This window comes from Marinobacter suaedae, from assembly GCF_030519635.1.
Taxonomy (GTDB): Bacteria; Pseudomonadota; Gammaproteobacteria; order Pseudomonadales; family Oleiphilaceae; genus Marinobacter; species Marinobacter suaedae.
Genome location: NZ_JAUMIS010000002.1, coordinates 91,448 through 104,527 on the forward strand (window position 1 = coordinate 91,448; position 13,080 = coordinate 104,527).

General features: G+C 56.0%; 15 protein-coding genes. 8 read left to right on the forward strand and 7 right to left on the reverse strand.

Going from position 1 to position 13,080, the window contains the following annotated elements:
• Window positions 1–6: 6 nt before the first annotated feature.
• Window positions 7–384, reverse strand: coding sequence for a DsrE family protein (locus tag QVZ43_RS09245; protein WP_223795449.1), 378 nt, complete (start codon window positions 382–384; stop codon window positions 7–9).
• 164 nt (window positions 385–548) lie between these two features.
• On the opposite strand from QVZ43_RS09245, the gene QVZ43_RS09250 reads away from it, so the two are divergent.
• From QVZ43_RS09250 to QVZ43_RS09260, 3 genes are all read left to right on the forward strand, one after another.
• Window positions 549–2,195 (forward strand): winged helix-turn-helix domain-containing tetratricopeptide repeat protein, encoded by a 1,647-nt coding sequence (locus QVZ43_RS09250; RefSeq protein ID WP_302909714.1) that lies wholly within the window; start codon window positions 549–551, stop codon window positions 2,193–2,195.
• 4 nt (window positions 2,196–2,199) lie between these two features.
• Window positions 2,200–2,541, forward strand: coding sequence for a 4a-hydroxytetrahydrobiopterin dehydratase (locus tag QVZ43_RS09255; RefSeq protein WP_302909715.1), 342 nt, complete (start codon window positions 2,200–2,202; stop codon window positions 2,539–2,541).
• Between the two features lie 276 nt (window positions 2,542–2,817).
• Window positions 2,818–3,234 carry a GNAT family N-acetyltransferase gene (locus tag QVZ43_RS09260; protein ID WP_302909716.1) on the forward strand — a complete coding sequence of 139 codons (417 nt, stop codon included), beginning with the start codon at window positions 2,818–2,820 and terminating at the stop codon, window positions 3,232–3,234.
• A gap of 41 nt (window positions 3,235–3,275) precedes the next feature.
• Here QVZ43_RS09260 and QVZ43_RS09265 read toward each other — a convergent pair whose 3' ends face one another.
• Complete coding sequence (locus QVZ43_RS09265) at window positions 3,276–4,220, reverse strand: DMT family transporter (protein ID WP_302909717.1); 945 nt, start codon at window positions 4,218–4,220, stop codon at window positions 3,276–3,278.
• A gap of 280 nt (window positions 4,221–4,500) precedes the next feature.
• On the opposite strand from QVZ43_RS09265, the gene QVZ43_RS09270 reads away from it, so the two are divergent.
• Entirely contained in the window at window positions 4,501–5,178 is a 678-nt protein-coding gene (locus QVZ43_RS09270) for a YoaK family protein (RefSeq protein ID WP_223795454.1), read from the forward strand.
• 124 nt (window positions 5,179–5,302) lie between these two features.
• Here the strand turns inward: QVZ43_RS09270 and QVZ43_RS09275 are convergent, their stop codons facing one another.
• Entirely contained in the window at window positions 5,303–6,919 is a 1,617-nt protein-coding gene (locus QVZ43_RS09275; protein WP_302909718.1) for a bifunctional AfsR/SARP family transcriptional regulator/alpha/beta hydrolase, read from the reverse strand.
• 113 nt (window positions 6,920–7,032) lie between these two features.
• On the opposite strand from QVZ43_RS09275, the gene QVZ43_RS09280 reads away from it, so the two are divergent.
• From QVZ43_RS09280 to QVZ43_RS09290, 3 genes are all read left to right on the forward strand, one after another.
• Window positions 7,033–7,881, forward strand: coding sequence for an alpha/beta fold hydrolase (locus QVZ43_RS09280; RefSeq protein WP_223795456.1), 849 nt, complete (start codon window positions 7,033–7,035; stop codon window positions 7,879–7,881).
• Between the two features lie 38 nt (window positions 7,882–7,919).
• A complete protein-coding gene (locus tag QVZ43_RS09285; RefSeq protein ID WP_302909719.1) occupies window positions 7,920–8,696 on the forward strand; it encodes a methyltransferase family protein in 777 nt (258 codons plus the stop codon).
• A gap of 67 nt (window positions 8,697–8,763) precedes the next feature.
• Window positions 8,764–9,099 (forward strand): TfoX/Sxy family protein, encoded by a 336-nt coding sequence (locus QVZ43_RS09290; RefSeq protein WP_223795458.1) that lies wholly within the window; start codon window positions 8,764–8,766, stop codon window positions 9,097–9,099.
• 88 nt (window positions 9,100–9,187) lie between these two features.
• On the opposite strand, the gene QVZ43_RS09295 is transcribed toward QVZ43_RS09290, so the two are convergent.
• The 4 genes from QVZ43_RS09295 to QVZ43_RS09310 all read right to left on the reverse strand — a co-directional run bounded on the left by QVZ43_RS09295 (window position 9,188) and on the right by QVZ43_RS09310 (window position 11,977).
• Window positions 9,188–9,856: a hypothetical protein gene (locus QVZ43_RS09295; protein WP_302909720.1), complete on the reverse strand. Its 669-nt coding sequence runs from the start codon at window positions 9,854–9,856 to the stop codon at window positions 9,188–9,190.
• A gap of 247 nt (window positions 9,857–10,103) precedes the next feature.
• Entirely contained in the window at window positions 10,104–10,685 is a 582-nt protein-coding gene (locus tag QVZ43_RS09300; RefSeq protein WP_223795460.1) for a DUF2845 domain-containing protein, read from the reverse strand.
• Window positions 10,686–10,789: 104 nt separating this feature from the next.
• On the reverse strand, window positions 10,790–11,575 hold the full coding sequence (locus QVZ43_RS09305; RefSeq protein WP_223795461.1) for an OmpA family protein: 786 nt from the start codon (window positions 11,573–11,575) through the stop codon (window positions 10,790–10,792).
• Between the two features lie 24 nt (window positions 11,576–11,599).
• On the reverse strand, window positions 11,600–11,977 hold the full coding sequence (locus QVZ43_RS09310; RefSeq protein ID WP_223795462.1) for a DUF4398 domain-containing protein: 378 nt from the start codon (window positions 11,975–11,977) through the stop codon (window positions 11,600–11,602).
• 215 nt (window positions 11,978–12,192) lie between these two features.
• On the opposite strand from QVZ43_RS09310, the gene yghU reads away from it, so the two are divergent.
• Window positions 12,193–13,077, forward strand: a complete 885-nt coding sequence (yghU, locus tag QVZ43_RS09315) for a glutathione-dependent disulfide-bond oxidoreductase (RefSeq protein ID WP_302909721.1) — start codon at window positions 12,193–12,195, stop codon at window positions 13,075–13,077.
• The last annotated feature ends 3 nt before the right edge of the window (window positions 13,078–13,080 follow it).

Below are 13,080 nucleotides of genomic sequence, written 5' to 3' on the forward strand. Positions count from 1 at the left end.
GAATAGTCAAGCCAGCATCATTCCGCCCGTGGCCAGGTACTCCATGGTACGGGGGGCACCGGCCACTTCGACCCCCTCAATCAGATCCTGCTCGGCAATACCTTTTGTTTTCAGGCATACGGGGCAGATCCAGATCTGACCGTTGTTGCCCTGATACTGGGTCACCAGGTTGGCGATGGGCTCGTGGCCTTCGGCAGCCAGACCATCCATCGCGCCCCTGACGAACAGATCGGCGGCATCGGCGGTGATGAACATCGCGGTTTCGTGGGTCTTGGAGGCCGTGGTGGCCAGAATGAAGGCAATGGTGGCCCGCTCCAGATTGTTGGCTCCGTCCTGGCAGTTCACAAGGTACTTGGGGGCGATTTGAGTTTGTTGGGTGGTCATGATCGTTCTCCGTTGTTGGCTAAGTGCGCTGTTGTGTTTGCGACGTTGACCATCTTATGCCTGCGCTACGCACCAAGCTTGGCGGTAACCGGATTTAAATCTGGAGAAAACGTGGAGATTGCCATAACCTCATTGGCAGAGACGGGAATGCTTGGGCCTGGCTTATGCGCTACCGGTTTGACGACTACGAACTCGACACCGACCGCTTTGAACTGAGTCAGGGTGGGCTAGCGCTCGCGACCGAACCGCAAGTGATTGAATTGCTGGTGATGCTGGTTCAGAACCAGCATCGCATGGTGAGCAAGGAAGAAATCAACGAAACGGTATGGCGGGGACGGATTGTCTCCGACGCCGCACTCAGCAGCCGCATCAAGATCGCCCGTAAGCTGCTACAGGATGACGGGCGCACCCAGCGCTACATTAAAACCATCCATAAGAAGGGGTTTCGCTTCGTTGCGCCGGTTGAGGAAGTAGACGACGCGGAAGAAACTCCCGGGCCAGAGGCCGGACCCGATGAAGTGCCTCCCGAGCCGCTCATGTCCGACCCCGCCGGCCCATCGACGGTGTCTGTGCCGGCGTCCCACAGTGCCAAGCCCGCTGTCGCGGTGCTGCCATTCAGCAATCTCTCCAGCAGCCCGGACCAGGAATACTTCTCGGATGGGATCACTACCGACATTATCTCCAACCTGTCCAAGCATCGCTGGCTGGATGTTGTCGCCCGGAACACATCCTTCGGCTATAAGGGCAAGGCTGTCAACCTGCAGGAATTGGGCAGGCAACTGCACGTGGATTACGCGGTCGAGGGCAGCGTGCAAAAGGCAGGAGACCGGGTGCGGGTAAACGTTCACCTGACCGACTGCCACAGCGGCCACACCCTGTGGTCTGACCGGTACAACCGCCAGATTGCTGATATCTTCGAACTTCAGGACGACATCACCGAAACCATCGCTGCACGGCTGGAGCCTGAAATTGGCTACGCCGAACGCAACCGGCTGGTGCATAACCGGCCGGCTAATCTTCAGGCGTGGGATTGTTACCATCTGGGGGTGTATCACTTCTTCCGGTTTACTGGCGACGACAACAAAGAAGCGCAGCGACTGCTCAAAAGGAGTCAGGAGCTGGACCCATACTTTGGCGAAGCTTTTGCCTGGTGGGCTTATGCGGTCATCCTGGGAATGGTGTACTGGGACACCTCGCCTACCCAGGCACTGCTGGACGATGCCCTGAAGGCCTGCGACCAGGCCGTTTCCTTGGTTCCAAACAACGCCACCTTTCATGCCCTGAAGGCCCGGATTCTGCTGGCGCGCCGGGAATACGACGGCGCCATTGCCGAGAACCGCATCGCCATTGACCTCAACCCCACGTTTGCCGCGGCCTTTTGCGGCCTTGGCGATTCGCTGGCCTACGAAGCCCGATACGACGAAGCGCTGGACAACTTCCGCAAGTCCATTGCTTTGAGTCCCAACGACCCCCAGATGTGGGCCTTCCTGACCTACGGTGCCCTGGCCATGATCTTCAAAGGGGATTACCAAACTGCGGTGGAATGGACCGAACGGGCTGCAACCATCCCCAACTGCCAGTACTGGACCACCGCCCACCGTGCCGTAGCCCAGGCTCATATGGGGCGATTGGACGATGCCGCCAGAGCCCGGGACCAGCTTTTGCTTGAGCACCCCGGATTTTCGGTGGCGTTTGCGAAAGAGAAACTCTTCTACCTGAAAGAGCGCAATCAGATTGCCCACTACCTGGAAGGGCTGCGGCTGGCGGGGGTTCCCGAGACACGCGCGGATTCAGCTAACCCAAGAGGATAACGCTATGACTGACCTGGCCCGGCAACCCTGTGTGGCCTGTGGCAAGACGGCTTCCAGAGTCACGGAAGGCGAAAAGCATCGGTTGCACGAAAAACTGCCCGGATGGCAGATTCTCGAGGCGAAGGGGCATGAAAAACTCTACAAGGAGTTCGATTTCAAGAATTTCGCCCAGGCACTGTCGTTCATCAACCGGGTAGGGGCGCTGGCGGAAGAAGAAAACCATCATCCGGATATCCAACTGGGGTGGGGCAAGGCTACCGTTAGCTGGTGGACGCACTCCATTGGTGGCCTGCATCAGAATGACTTCATCATGGCGGCACGGACGGATGAGGCGTTTGACGGTTAATACGGCCATCGCGGAATCAAATGGGGAGCCCAAAGACAATTGTCGAAAAACTCCGCTAAATGAGGTGACTCGATACAGCTAATGGTCTGTATTAAGCGTCAGATTAGTGGTTCTGAGAAAGTCCGTTTGCCGGTGGATTTGGCTGAAAAAACATAAAGGATATTCCCTCGAACCCGTGGGCAGTATGAAAAAAATAACCAGGCACTTAAGCTGATCGGTACTACGTTGCACGAGGTATCGACAGCTTGGCCCAAGCGTTAATTAGTCAAGGATACTATGACGATCCAATTCAAAGTGAATGAACCGATCACTGCTGACCAGTTTATTGAGCTCCTGGAAAACTCGACTCTTGGAGAGCGGAGACCAATCCATGACCGAGCCTGCATGGAGGGGATGATTCGCAATTCCAACCTGGTCGTGACGGCGTGGGATGGGTCTTTACTGGTTGGCATCGCCCGAAGCGTTACGGATTTTCACTACGCCTGCTATCTATCGGATCTGGCCGTCGACAAGAACTACCAGGCGTCGGGAATTGGTAAGCGTCTGCAGTCACTGACACAGGATCAGCTAGGTCCGTTATGCAAGTTGATTCTGATCGCGGCCCCGGCAGCGAGTGCTTATTATGGGCGCCTTGGCTATAAACATAATGAGCGGTGCTGGGTATTGGAACCGGGGGAATATCTGGGCGATTAACGCGCCGCTAAAATGCGTTAGGGCCACGAAAGGCGTGGCCTTCACCGACCAGCGACGGCTTCACAGGATCCACTACCATCACCCTTGTCTGATTCTCCGCTGTCTATCAGTTCGGCAACCAGCATACCTGCCAGGATAAAGAGCCCACCTATCCAGGCCAGGGCACTGAGGGATTCGCCTAACAACAGAACGCCACCGACCGCAGCAAAGAGGGGCTCTGTGGTAAAGATGAGCGCGACCCGCCAGGATTCAAGAAATTTTTGACCGATGGTTTGAGCCACATACGCTAGGCCGGTTCCTAGAACCCCGCCAATCAGGATGGCAACCCAGGGCTGCCAGTGCGGATCAAAAATGAGGGTGTTGGCTGCATCACTCAGAGCTGGGCTCTCAACGGCGACGGCTGATCCGGCACTGAGTACGGTAACGGTAATAAGTTGAATTTGTGCCAGGGACAGCGCATCGCTTTCCCTTGTATAGATACCGGTGTAGACAATATGCAACGCAAAAGACAGGGCGCAAACCAGGACCCATAACTCACCGATTCCGAACCCCGAGACGCCACCGGTCAGAAAAAAAGTACCCAGCGTTGCGGAGCCAACACCGAGCCAAACCCAGTAGCGTATTTTCTGACGTAACCAAAGGGCGGCAATAATCGGCACCATCACGCAGTTCAAACCAGTGATAAAGCCGGCATTGCTGGCGGTAGTGTACTGCAGACCGATGCTTTGAGTTGCGAAGCCCGCATAGAGCAGGGCGCCTAACACAACGCCATGTTTCAGCGTGTCAGAATTGGCCAGCAAAGTCAGGCGAGTTCCTCGCCATGCACACCACAGCTGTAGGGTGATGACCGCGATAAAAAAGCGAACTGCGTTGAACAGGTGCGGTGTCAGGCTGTCGAGCGCCTGGTGCACCAATGAAAACTCAATGCCCCAGACGAAACTGACGAACAGTAACATCCATGCCCAGAAATGCGCTGTTTTGTCCATAAGATACTTAACGGGTGTTCAGAATATGAAACGGGGTGGGGAAGATAGCATGTCAAAGTCTGTCTGGCGAGCATGAGTTGGCGGGAGGGGCGTGGCGCCTTGGGTCGTTTGGTTCTCCGGGCTCACTCTTTATCATTTGAATCAGTATGGGGGTAGCGACATGCGGGAATTCACCCGATGATTAGCGGATCGTACCGGGCAGTACGTCGCTGATGCGCTTCGTTTTCCAAGTGTGTTCTACTACGCCAATAGAGCGACACTTATTACCAGGGCCAGGCTGTTGATATCAAAACTCCCAAAATGGATTGAATACGGTGCGTTTATTCTGGCTTTTGTCGCTGGGTGCATCAATGCCATCGGGCTTCTGGGGTTTGATCACCAGTCGGTGTCCCATCTTTCCGGTACTGCCACGCTGCTTGGAACAAGCTTCCTGGATGGGCCCATTCAGAGCTCGCTTAATTTCGCCGGTGTGTTGTTCGCATTCTTCGTAGGATCGGCCATTTCGGGATTCCTGTTGCCCGGTGCCACGTTAAAACTGGGGCGGCATTACGATACGGCACTGGTGGTGGAGTCCCTGCTCATATTCGTCGCTTTGTACCTGTTATCGAAAGGGTCGTTTTATGGCCACTATGCGGCTTCGGCGGCCTGCGGTATCCAGAATGCCCTGGCCACCACGTACAGCGGGGCGGTGGTTCGCACGACCCACCTCACGGGTATCTTCACCGATTTGGGGGTCATGTTTGGCTCTGTTCTGAGGGGCGAAGCGTTCGACAAACGAAAGGCCATTCTGTTCACGCTGATTATCGCGGGCTTTGTTATTGGCGGTTTTTTTGGCGCGTACCTGTTCGGCCAGTTCTATTTCCAGGCGCTGCTCGTGCCTGGCATTATTTGCCTCGCCTTGGCTGCTTGCTACCGCGGCTACTCCATTCAATACGCCAGAAAAGCGGGCCTCCCATGAGGACTGAACCCATCCCCACGACCTTTCGTTCAATCAATTCATCCGGGAGCCGAAAACGTGATGGGCTCTTTTGTGTTCTCGAGGGAGCAGTCTGATCAGGCTGTAACCCGGCTCGATGTGCCGGCTAGGATTCAGGGTATCGCCGGCCAAACTCTTTGACGGCTTCAATCACTGCCTGCCGATTATCCGCCCAGAACCAGTGATCCCGCCCTTCGATTTCCATGTAGATGGCTTGTTCAAGGTGCCGGGCCAGATACCGACCGTTCTCGATCCGCATCATCCGGTCCTTGTTCTTCTGAATGATCAGCGTAGGTTGTTTGATCTCTGGCAGGAGGTCCCTCACATCGATATGCCGGTCCGCCTCGAGGACGCTGCGCACGGAACCCGGGCTTGCCGACATACGAATACACTTGGACCACCACCGGACCATCTGCTCATCGGCACCCACCGTCGGTGCAAAGTGCTCCAGATTGTTGGCTTTGCCCCAGTTGTTCTCGAGGAATTCGATCCAGCGATCATAGGCTTCATCGGGAATCGCGTAAGGATAGTCCTCAGATTTCACCCACTTTGGTGAGGTTCCGTAAAGGATGAGGCGGGAGATCCTGTCCGGGTGTCTGTGGGCGCAGGTAATCGCAGTGGGGCCACCTTCGGAGAATCCGAATAACGTAGCGGTTGCCACGCCGGCATGGTCAAGGACATGGATGATGTCGTCGGCCATATCTTCCAGCGACGCCGGCTCGGCCACGCGATCCGACAACCCCATGCCCCGCTTGTCGAACAGAATCACGGTGAAGTCTTCGCTCAGTGCCAAGAACAGACTTTCAAGTGATGGCAGATCCGTCAACTGGTCCAGATGGGAAACAAAGCCCCAGACCACCACCAGGGCAGGCTTGCCGGAGCTGATGGACTTGTAGGCGATGTGTACGCTCTGATTTCTGGCGTAGGCCACGTCAGACATCTGCACATCGTGTTCAGAAACCTCGAAAGTTTGCCGCGCCGGGGCAGGCTCCCCGTTACGAATGCTCTGGGCCAGTGATCTCAGTTCTTTACCTGGCTGGATGCCGAGCTCTTCGTCCAGTACGTCGGCGAGTCGCTGGTAGAGCGACAGCGCGTGCTCCGCCTTGTCTTCAAGCCAGGCTTGCCGAATCAGCGCGGCATACGCGTGCTCGTACAGAGGATCAACCGCAAACATCCGCTCGCAAAGCCGCTGGAGATGCTCAGACTGTTGGTGAGATTCGGCACGGCGAATCATCCGTTCCAGCAGGGCGTGAAAGGTTCGGGATGTGCTTTCCCGCTGAATGTAAAGCCATTCGTCAAAGGTGTCGCACCCGGCCAGATAGAAACCTTCCATGAATTGGGCCTGCCAGTGGTCAAGAGTCTTTTTGTCCAGATCCGGCAGTACCGGTTCGGCCAACGCCATTTCCATCGCAGATAAATCGGTGATCAGGGGAAACTGCTCGTGGATGCCCAGACTGTCTCCATTCAGTTGGGCCCAATTGTGCCCGAGTACTCTATTGAGGTCGGACACCACACTGCGCAGGTTCATCCGTGAATTCTGGTCATCCTGATCCGGCCAGAACAGGCAGGCGAGGGTATCGCGGGAACACATCCGGTTGGACAGCGTGAGATAACAGAGTAAAGCCAGTGATTTCTTGCGCTTGAGGCGCACGACCTCCGAGCCCTGTTGCAGGGATGGTGCGCCCAATACGTTGAGCTGCCAGATGCTGTTTTTCTGACCCATCATCGTCCTTATTGATTTTTTTCTGAGCCCTTCCTGGCTGCCACGTTTCTGCCACGCCCCTGAAGATACTGATCGTGCAGTTCACCAGAAACCAGCCTCCGGAGGAGCCCATCATGTCTTCTGAACATACCCTTACTATTAACCAACAGCTGTTCCATTACCACGAAACCGCAGAGGGCGAGCCCGTGGTCATGCTGCACTGCAGCGGCGGTGACCATCGCCAATGGAAGGGCATGGAGCACTATCTCACTCAGCATCGGTTCATCACACCTGACTTTGCCGGCTATGGACGTTCCGTGCCTTTCACTCCATGGCGTGGCGATGACAACCCTGATTTGCGGATGGTCACGCAGATTCTGGAAGGGCTTGATCAACCCTGCCACCTGGTTGGCCACTCCTATGGGGGCGGCAAGGCCCTTCAGGCCGCGATCCGGGTTCCCTGGCAGGTAAAGACCCTGACCCTGATCGATCCGGCTGCCATCCGTGTTCTGAACAAACCAGATGGCCACTCGGCATCCTTTCGGGAGTTTTGTTCGATCGGTGATGCTATTACCCAGTATATGCGTTCTGGCGCCTGCTCCTCGGCCGCCAAGCAGTTCTTTGGATTCTGGCAGGGGCTGGATGATCAGTTTGAGTCGGCAGTTCCCGTTCAGCCAGAGCAAATCGCCTGCATGAAGAAGATCTTTCATGAGTTCAGCGAATTGATGCTGCCCGATTACAGTGCCCGGGACATGGCGTCACTGACTATGCCGGTTCATCTGATCAAGGGTGAGCGTACCAAACCAATTGTCCATGACGTGATCGATGATCTGGTCAGCCGCGTTGCCGTCACCCGGCAAACCATCGTTCCCGGAGCGGGGCATCTTCTGCCCCTGACTCATCGTGCTCCAACGTTCCAGGCAGTTTCTGATTTCATCTCAACCCACTCAGTGCCAGACCCTGTCTGTGTCGACGCGGCATAACCCAGTGGACAACAAGATCTAATTCGGGGGATACAACCATGAAAAAAATCATCGCAATCGTGTTCTCAGTGTTCAGTTATAGCGTCGGCATGGCCGCGATACTGGGGCTTATGGCGTTCCTGGTGAATGCCTGCCCGCTGTTCTCCATCGACACGGGAACCCAGTTCTTTCTGCCCTGGCTAAGCAATGCGTTGCTGATCGGTCTGTTTGCACTGCAACACAGCGTTATGGCCCGAAAAGGGTTCAAGACCTGGCTGACCCGTTCCGTCCCGGTCCATGTTGAACGGAGTGTTTATGTGCTTGCATCCGGTATCACGTTGATCGTGATCATGTTGGCCTGGCAACCCATGGGTGGAATGCTGTGGCAGGTCGAAACACCGGCCGCAAAAGTGGGCCTGTACGCCCTGTATGGCCTGGGTTGGGGCATTCTGTTTCTCTCCACCTTCCTGATTGACCACTGGTCACTGTTCGGTCTCAAGCAAGCCTTTGCCAACCTTAAGGAAGACGGGCAACACGCGCTCGTGCCCCGGTTTGTCACACCATTCCTCTATAAACTGGTTCGCCATCCCATGATGACTGGTGTATTGATTCTGGTGTGGGCGAGTCCGACCATGACCCTCGGCCATGCGTACTTCGCGCTGCTGATGACGTTGTACATCCTGTTCGGAACCCGGCTTGAAGAAAAAGACCTGGTCGAGGAGTTCGGGGGCACTTACAAAGAGTACCAGGCAAGTGTGCCCAAACTACTGCCCACTGTTCGCTCGAAATCAAAAGCTGTTAAGGGTTCCGGTGTGCGAACCGCCGTGGAGAGCTAGACTAATCTGCAGGTCGCCCCGCCCGGGGTGGCCTTTTCCAACTGGATGCAATTGCGAGACCCAACCCATGGCGTACGACGAAGGCCTGGCGGAACGAGTCAGGGACATGCTGAACGGCAAGGCAGAGTTGGCTGAGAAGAAGATGTTCGGCGGGCTCTGTTTCATGGTGTCTGGCCACATGTGCTGCGGCATTCTTGGAGACACCCTGATGGCCCGCGTGGGGCCGGAACAGTACAAAGCGTGCCTCCGTAAACCTTACGCCAGCGAAATGGACTTCACCGGCCGGCCCATGAAGGGGCTGCTGTATGTGCGGGCAGAGGGTGTCGCCGAAGATGTAGACTTGTCTGTCTGGCTCGACCGTTGCCTGGACTTTGTGCATTCCCTGCCCGACAAGCAGCGCTAGGTCTGGTTCCGGCCCGCTCCCTGAATAGAGCGAACCGGGTACGGCAGGTCAGGAATGCCGCCTTCCCGACCTACCCGGTTTCGTCGTCTCAATTCGCCCGGCGTGATTGCCGGGCACACCAACCGCTGAGTGCAAGCAGCCCGATCAGCATCAGGTAAAGGCTGGATGGGCCTGAGACAGAGACGAGGTCTCGAGTTGGCCCCGGAGCGACCTGAATGTCGGTAATTTCACCTTCGAGACCGTAAAGAACGACTTCATCGCTTACTGACGCCAGGTCAATGGCGGTGGAAAAAGTGCCCCCCAGGAAGTCGGCGATCGGAAAATCAGCGGGACCGAGGGAGAACGGTGTGCCGGAAAATTCGAAATCCAGAGTGACTACATCTGGCCCGAAACCGCCCGTTGGAACCTCGTCCAGATAGGAAAGGGCATTGTCACTGAAGTCCAGGTAATGGAAAGCACCACCAGCGCCGGCGTAGTTAAGGCCCTGGGTGTTGAATTCCCAGGACAGGACTTCCCCCAATCCTTCCCCGCCAGCACCGCTTCGGAAAAGTTCTGGGTCAAAGACAATCTGTCCGTTCATAGTGACGTCACCACTCGTGATCAGGGAACTGTCATCCCCAACCAAAGGGGCAGAGGGATCATAATCTCCCGTGTTGATGACGATGTTGGTGGTGACTCCCGAGAACAGATAGGTGATGGGCGCACTCCAGCAAAAACTGCTGAAAACCGAGGCGGCAATCAAGGTAGCAACGCGCATAACTAAGATCCCTTTAGGTTATAGGAATTGTTCTTTGGCTACTGCACTCTTTATGCCGTGATGTAGATCACACTTTAAATTTAGCGATTTATCTTTTTGGGGTCGGAGATCGATGTATAGGAAGCTGACAGGGCTCACTGGTGAAACCGTCGATAAAAAGCACAGACTGCTTTGTAGATCGGAGCGGGTGGTTCTTACCTGGTTTTCCTCTTGATCAGATAGAGCACTTGCTTCACTGCCCAAGCCATTACTCGGGCCGGGACTCAACGTCGACGACGAGGCCATTCTCAAGCGTGACGACCTGTGGGAACTGGTTGCTCGAGAAATCGTAGAGCCAGTGCTGCACATAGACCGGTTGCAGAACCTGCCATGTTTCGGTGCGTTTGCGCTGGGTGGGCAGGGCCCACTCAACCCGTTTGGAGGCCGGTTCACCGCATCGGGCGACCAGTTCGTATTCGTTGGTGGTGTGTCTCAGGGTGCTTGGACTGCAGCGGGCCTTCGAGGGAGTGTGGAACCCATAACCAAGGTTGTCGATGCGGGTCAGTTTGCCATTTCGAAACGTCAGTTTGCGGATGAACCGTTGGGGGCCGGGATTGTAATACCAGTGCTCTTCGGTCTGAACCACGCCAAGACCAGGTACGGCGGCGGTCGGGTAGATGGCCACGTAATCCGGTTTGCCGCACAGCTTTTCCACCTCGTAGGGCCAGGCGTCCTCGCTGACCAGAGAGGTGCCGCATCTCAGTGCCGCATGGTTTGCTTCTGAAAAACTGACGAGCAACAGCGTGAGTAGCAGAAGGGGAAAGCTTCGGGTAGCGCCTGTCGGTTTCATCGGGAACCTGGGGGGCGAGGGGACGCAGTAGCCCTGTTTGGCCTTTGGGGAGCAGATTCATCGGTGCCTTCATTGAGCGAAGGCACCGATGTTTCCTGTCTCCGTCAGCGGCCCTTGATCACCCCGTTCTGGTCAGAGATAACCACCTCTACCCGCCGATTCTGTTGACGGCCTGAACTGGTGTCGTTACTGGCCTTCGGGTAGGCCTCACCGTAGCCCTCGACTTCGATTCGGCTGCTGGAGATGCCTTCACTCAGCAGTGCCTCGTAGACCGACATGGCCCTGCGTTCAGAAAGGCGCTGGTTGAAGGCCTCGTCGCCGGTACTGTCGGTATAACCCTCAATGCGCACCCTGCGTTCCTCATACTGCTTCATGAAGCCGGCAAGCTGGTCGATGGTTCTCTGGGCAGAGGGTTTGAGGTCTGCCTTGCCCACGTCAAACAGCACATCGCCCAAGGTCAGCACCATGCCGCGCTCTGTCTGCTCCGCTTGCATGGCGGCCATCTGGGCGCGTAGATCGGCTGCTTCCTGAGTCTTCATGTTTAGCATGATCTGATTGCGCCGTTCTTCGGCCTCGCTGACATCTTCCTCCAAGGCGGCGCGTAATCCTTGTTGTTGGGCGATTTCGGCGTGCCTCAGAGCGAGATAGGAAGCATGTTCAATCTCTTCTATGTCCGCATCTTCTTCAAGCAACATCTCAGCTTTTTCCAGCTGTGTTTTGGAGCTGCGTAACTGGGCTGCGCCACTTCGAGCAACGTCGGGATCCTGCTCAATGGCAAGATAGGCGGACCTAGCTTCATCGAGTGTCTGGTTATACGGGGGGGTGCTCGAACAGCCTGCGAACAAGGTTGCCAGCCCAAGCGCGATCACAATGGAAAGTAGTCGATTCATTCTTTTGATCTCCTTGCTTCGCCTCTATTGGGATTCCGTTTCGAGCTGGTTTTGCAGGGACTCGATGTTCTTGTTGATTTCATCCATGGCCGACTGGGCTTTTTCCGCCTCTGAGCGAGCGGCAGCTAGCTGGGCGTCCACGGTAGCTTCCTCTAACAGCAGTCGGGCCTGCTCGTATTCCTCTCGTTCAATCAGGTTACGGGCATCGGCCACTTTGTTCTGCGCTTGATTGAGTAGGACGGGGTCGTACTGCCGGGCATCGGCTGCTTCTGCCTGTTGAACGGATGACTCTGCAATTTTCAGTTCGCTGTCGGGTTTCGGCCCTGGTCCTGCACAGGCCAGAAGGGTGGCGGAGAGGGAAACAACAAACAGGATCCGCCCTGATCGGTAGTGCTGCTTCATAGTGAACTCCCTTGTCTACAGTGGGTCCCTTGGGCGGGACGGAGCGAGCAAGTTTGTTACGTTTTGTTAAAGCGCTCGGACTAACTATAGCAGTGGATTTCAAACACGAGATTGAAGCGTGGGTGATTGGTCTTAACCGCGTGTGGCCGCGTACCATTGGCGAGAATTGCCAATACCTTCTGACCAACGTATCGCCAGAAGAAGGGAGCGAATTAATGAGCGAGCAACCCAGCTATACCCCGCCCAGAGTCTGGACCTGGGAGAAAGAAAGCGGGGGTGAGTTTGCGAAGATCAACCGGCCGGTTGCCGGGGCCACTCATGAAAAGGAATTGCCTGTTGGCGAGCATCCTCTGCAATTGTATTCACTGGCGACCCCGAATGGCGTGAAAGTTACCGTCATGCTGGAGGAGTTACTGGCGCTGGGCATCAAGGGCGCAGAGTACGACGCCTATCCAATAAGGATTACGGAAGGCGATCAGTTTGGCAGTGGCTTCGTAGGCGTGAATCCCAACTCGAAGATTCCCGCCTTGGTGGACCGCAGTGAGAATCCGCCGGTTCGTGTCTTTGAGTCGGGCTCCATCCTGCTGTACCTGGCCGAAAAGTTTGACGCCTTCCTGCCAGCCGATCGGGCCCGCCGGACAGAAGCCATGAACTGGTTGTTCTGGCAGATGGGCAGTGGTCCCATTCTGGGGGGTGGTTTCGGGCACTTTTACAACTACGCGCCTGAAAAACTGGAGTACCCGATTGACCGGTTCACCATGGAAGTGAAGCGTCAGTTGGACGTTCTGGACAAGCAACTGGCTGAGCAGCCGTTTGTGGCTGGTGATGAATATACCATTGCAGACATGGCGATCTGGCCCTGGTATGGGATTCTGGTCCGCGGGGCGTTGTATGGCGCAGCGGAGTTTTTGCAGGTGCACACCTACGAGAACGTCTGCCGATGGGCGGATCAGATTGCTCTCAGGCCAGCCGTCCAGCGGGGACGAATGGTGAACCGAACCTGGGGAGACCCGGAAGAGCAACTACACGAGCGCCATGACGCCAGTGACTTCGAAACCAAAACCCAGGACAAGCTGGCCGCTGTTCTTGGGCACTCCTGAGGC

What these genes read in the sequence shown, in the direction of transcription:
- QVZ43_RS09265 (WP_302909717.1), bottom strand. Translation starts at nt 4,220, where the DNA reads ATGGACAAAACAGCGCATTTCTGGGCATGGATGTTACTGTTCGTCAGT.
- QVZ43_RS09255 (WP_302909715.1), top strand. Translation starts at nt 2,200, where the DNA reads ATGACTGACCTGGCCCGGCAACCCTGTGTGGCCTGTGGCAAGACGGCT.
- QVZ43_RS09310 (WP_223795462.1), bottom strand. Translation starts at nt 11,977, where the DNA reads ATGAAGCAGCACTACCGATCAGGGCGGATCCTGTTTGTTGTTTCCCTC.
- QVZ43_RS09305 (WP_223795461.1), bottom strand. Translation starts at nt 11,575, where the DNA reads ATGAATCGACTACTTTCCATTGTGATCGCGCTTGGGCTGGCAACCTTG.
- QVZ43_RS09275 (WP_302909718.1), bottom strand. Translation starts at nt 6,919, where the DNA reads ATGGGTCAGAAAAACAGCATCTGGCAGCTCAACGTATTGGGCGCACCA.
- QVZ43_RS09300 (WP_223795460.1), bottom strand. Translation starts at nt 10,685, where the DNA reads ATGAAACCGACAGGCGCTACCCGAAGCTTTCCCCTTCTGCTACTCACG.
- yghU (WP_302909721.1), top strand. Translation starts at nt 12,193, where the DNA reads ATGAGCGAGCAACCCAGCTATACCCCGCCCAGAGTCTGGACCTGGGAG.
- QVZ43_RS09250 (WP_302909714.1), top strand. Translation starts at nt 549, where the DNA reads ATGCGCTACCGGTTTGACGACTACGAACTCGACACCGACCGCTTTGAA.
- QVZ43_RS09280 (WP_223795456.1), top strand. Translation starts at nt 7,033, where the DNA reads ATGTCTTCTGAACATACCCTTACTATTAACCAACAGCTGTTCCATTAC.
- QVZ43_RS09285 (WP_302909719.1), top strand. Translation starts at nt 7,920, where the DNA reads ATGAAAAAAATCATCGCAATCGTGTTCTCAGTGTTCAGTTATAGCGTC.
- QVZ43_RS09260 (WP_302909716.1), top strand. Translation starts at nt 2,818, where the DNA reads ATGACGATCCAATTCAAAGTGAATGAACCGATCACTGCTGACCAGTTT.
- QVZ43_RS09245 (WP_223795449.1), bottom strand. Translation starts at nt 384, where the DNA reads ATGACCACCCAACAAACTCAAATCGCCCCCAAGTACCTTGTGAACTGC.
- QVZ43_RS09290 (WP_223795458.1), top strand. Translation starts at nt 8,764, where the DNA reads ATGGCGTACGACGAAGGCCTGGCGGAACGAGTCAGGGACATGCTGAAC.
- QVZ43_RS09295 (WP_302909720.1), bottom strand. Translation starts at nt 9,856, where the DNA reads ATGCGCGTTGCTACCTTGATTGCCGCCTCGGTTTTCAGCAGTTTTTGC.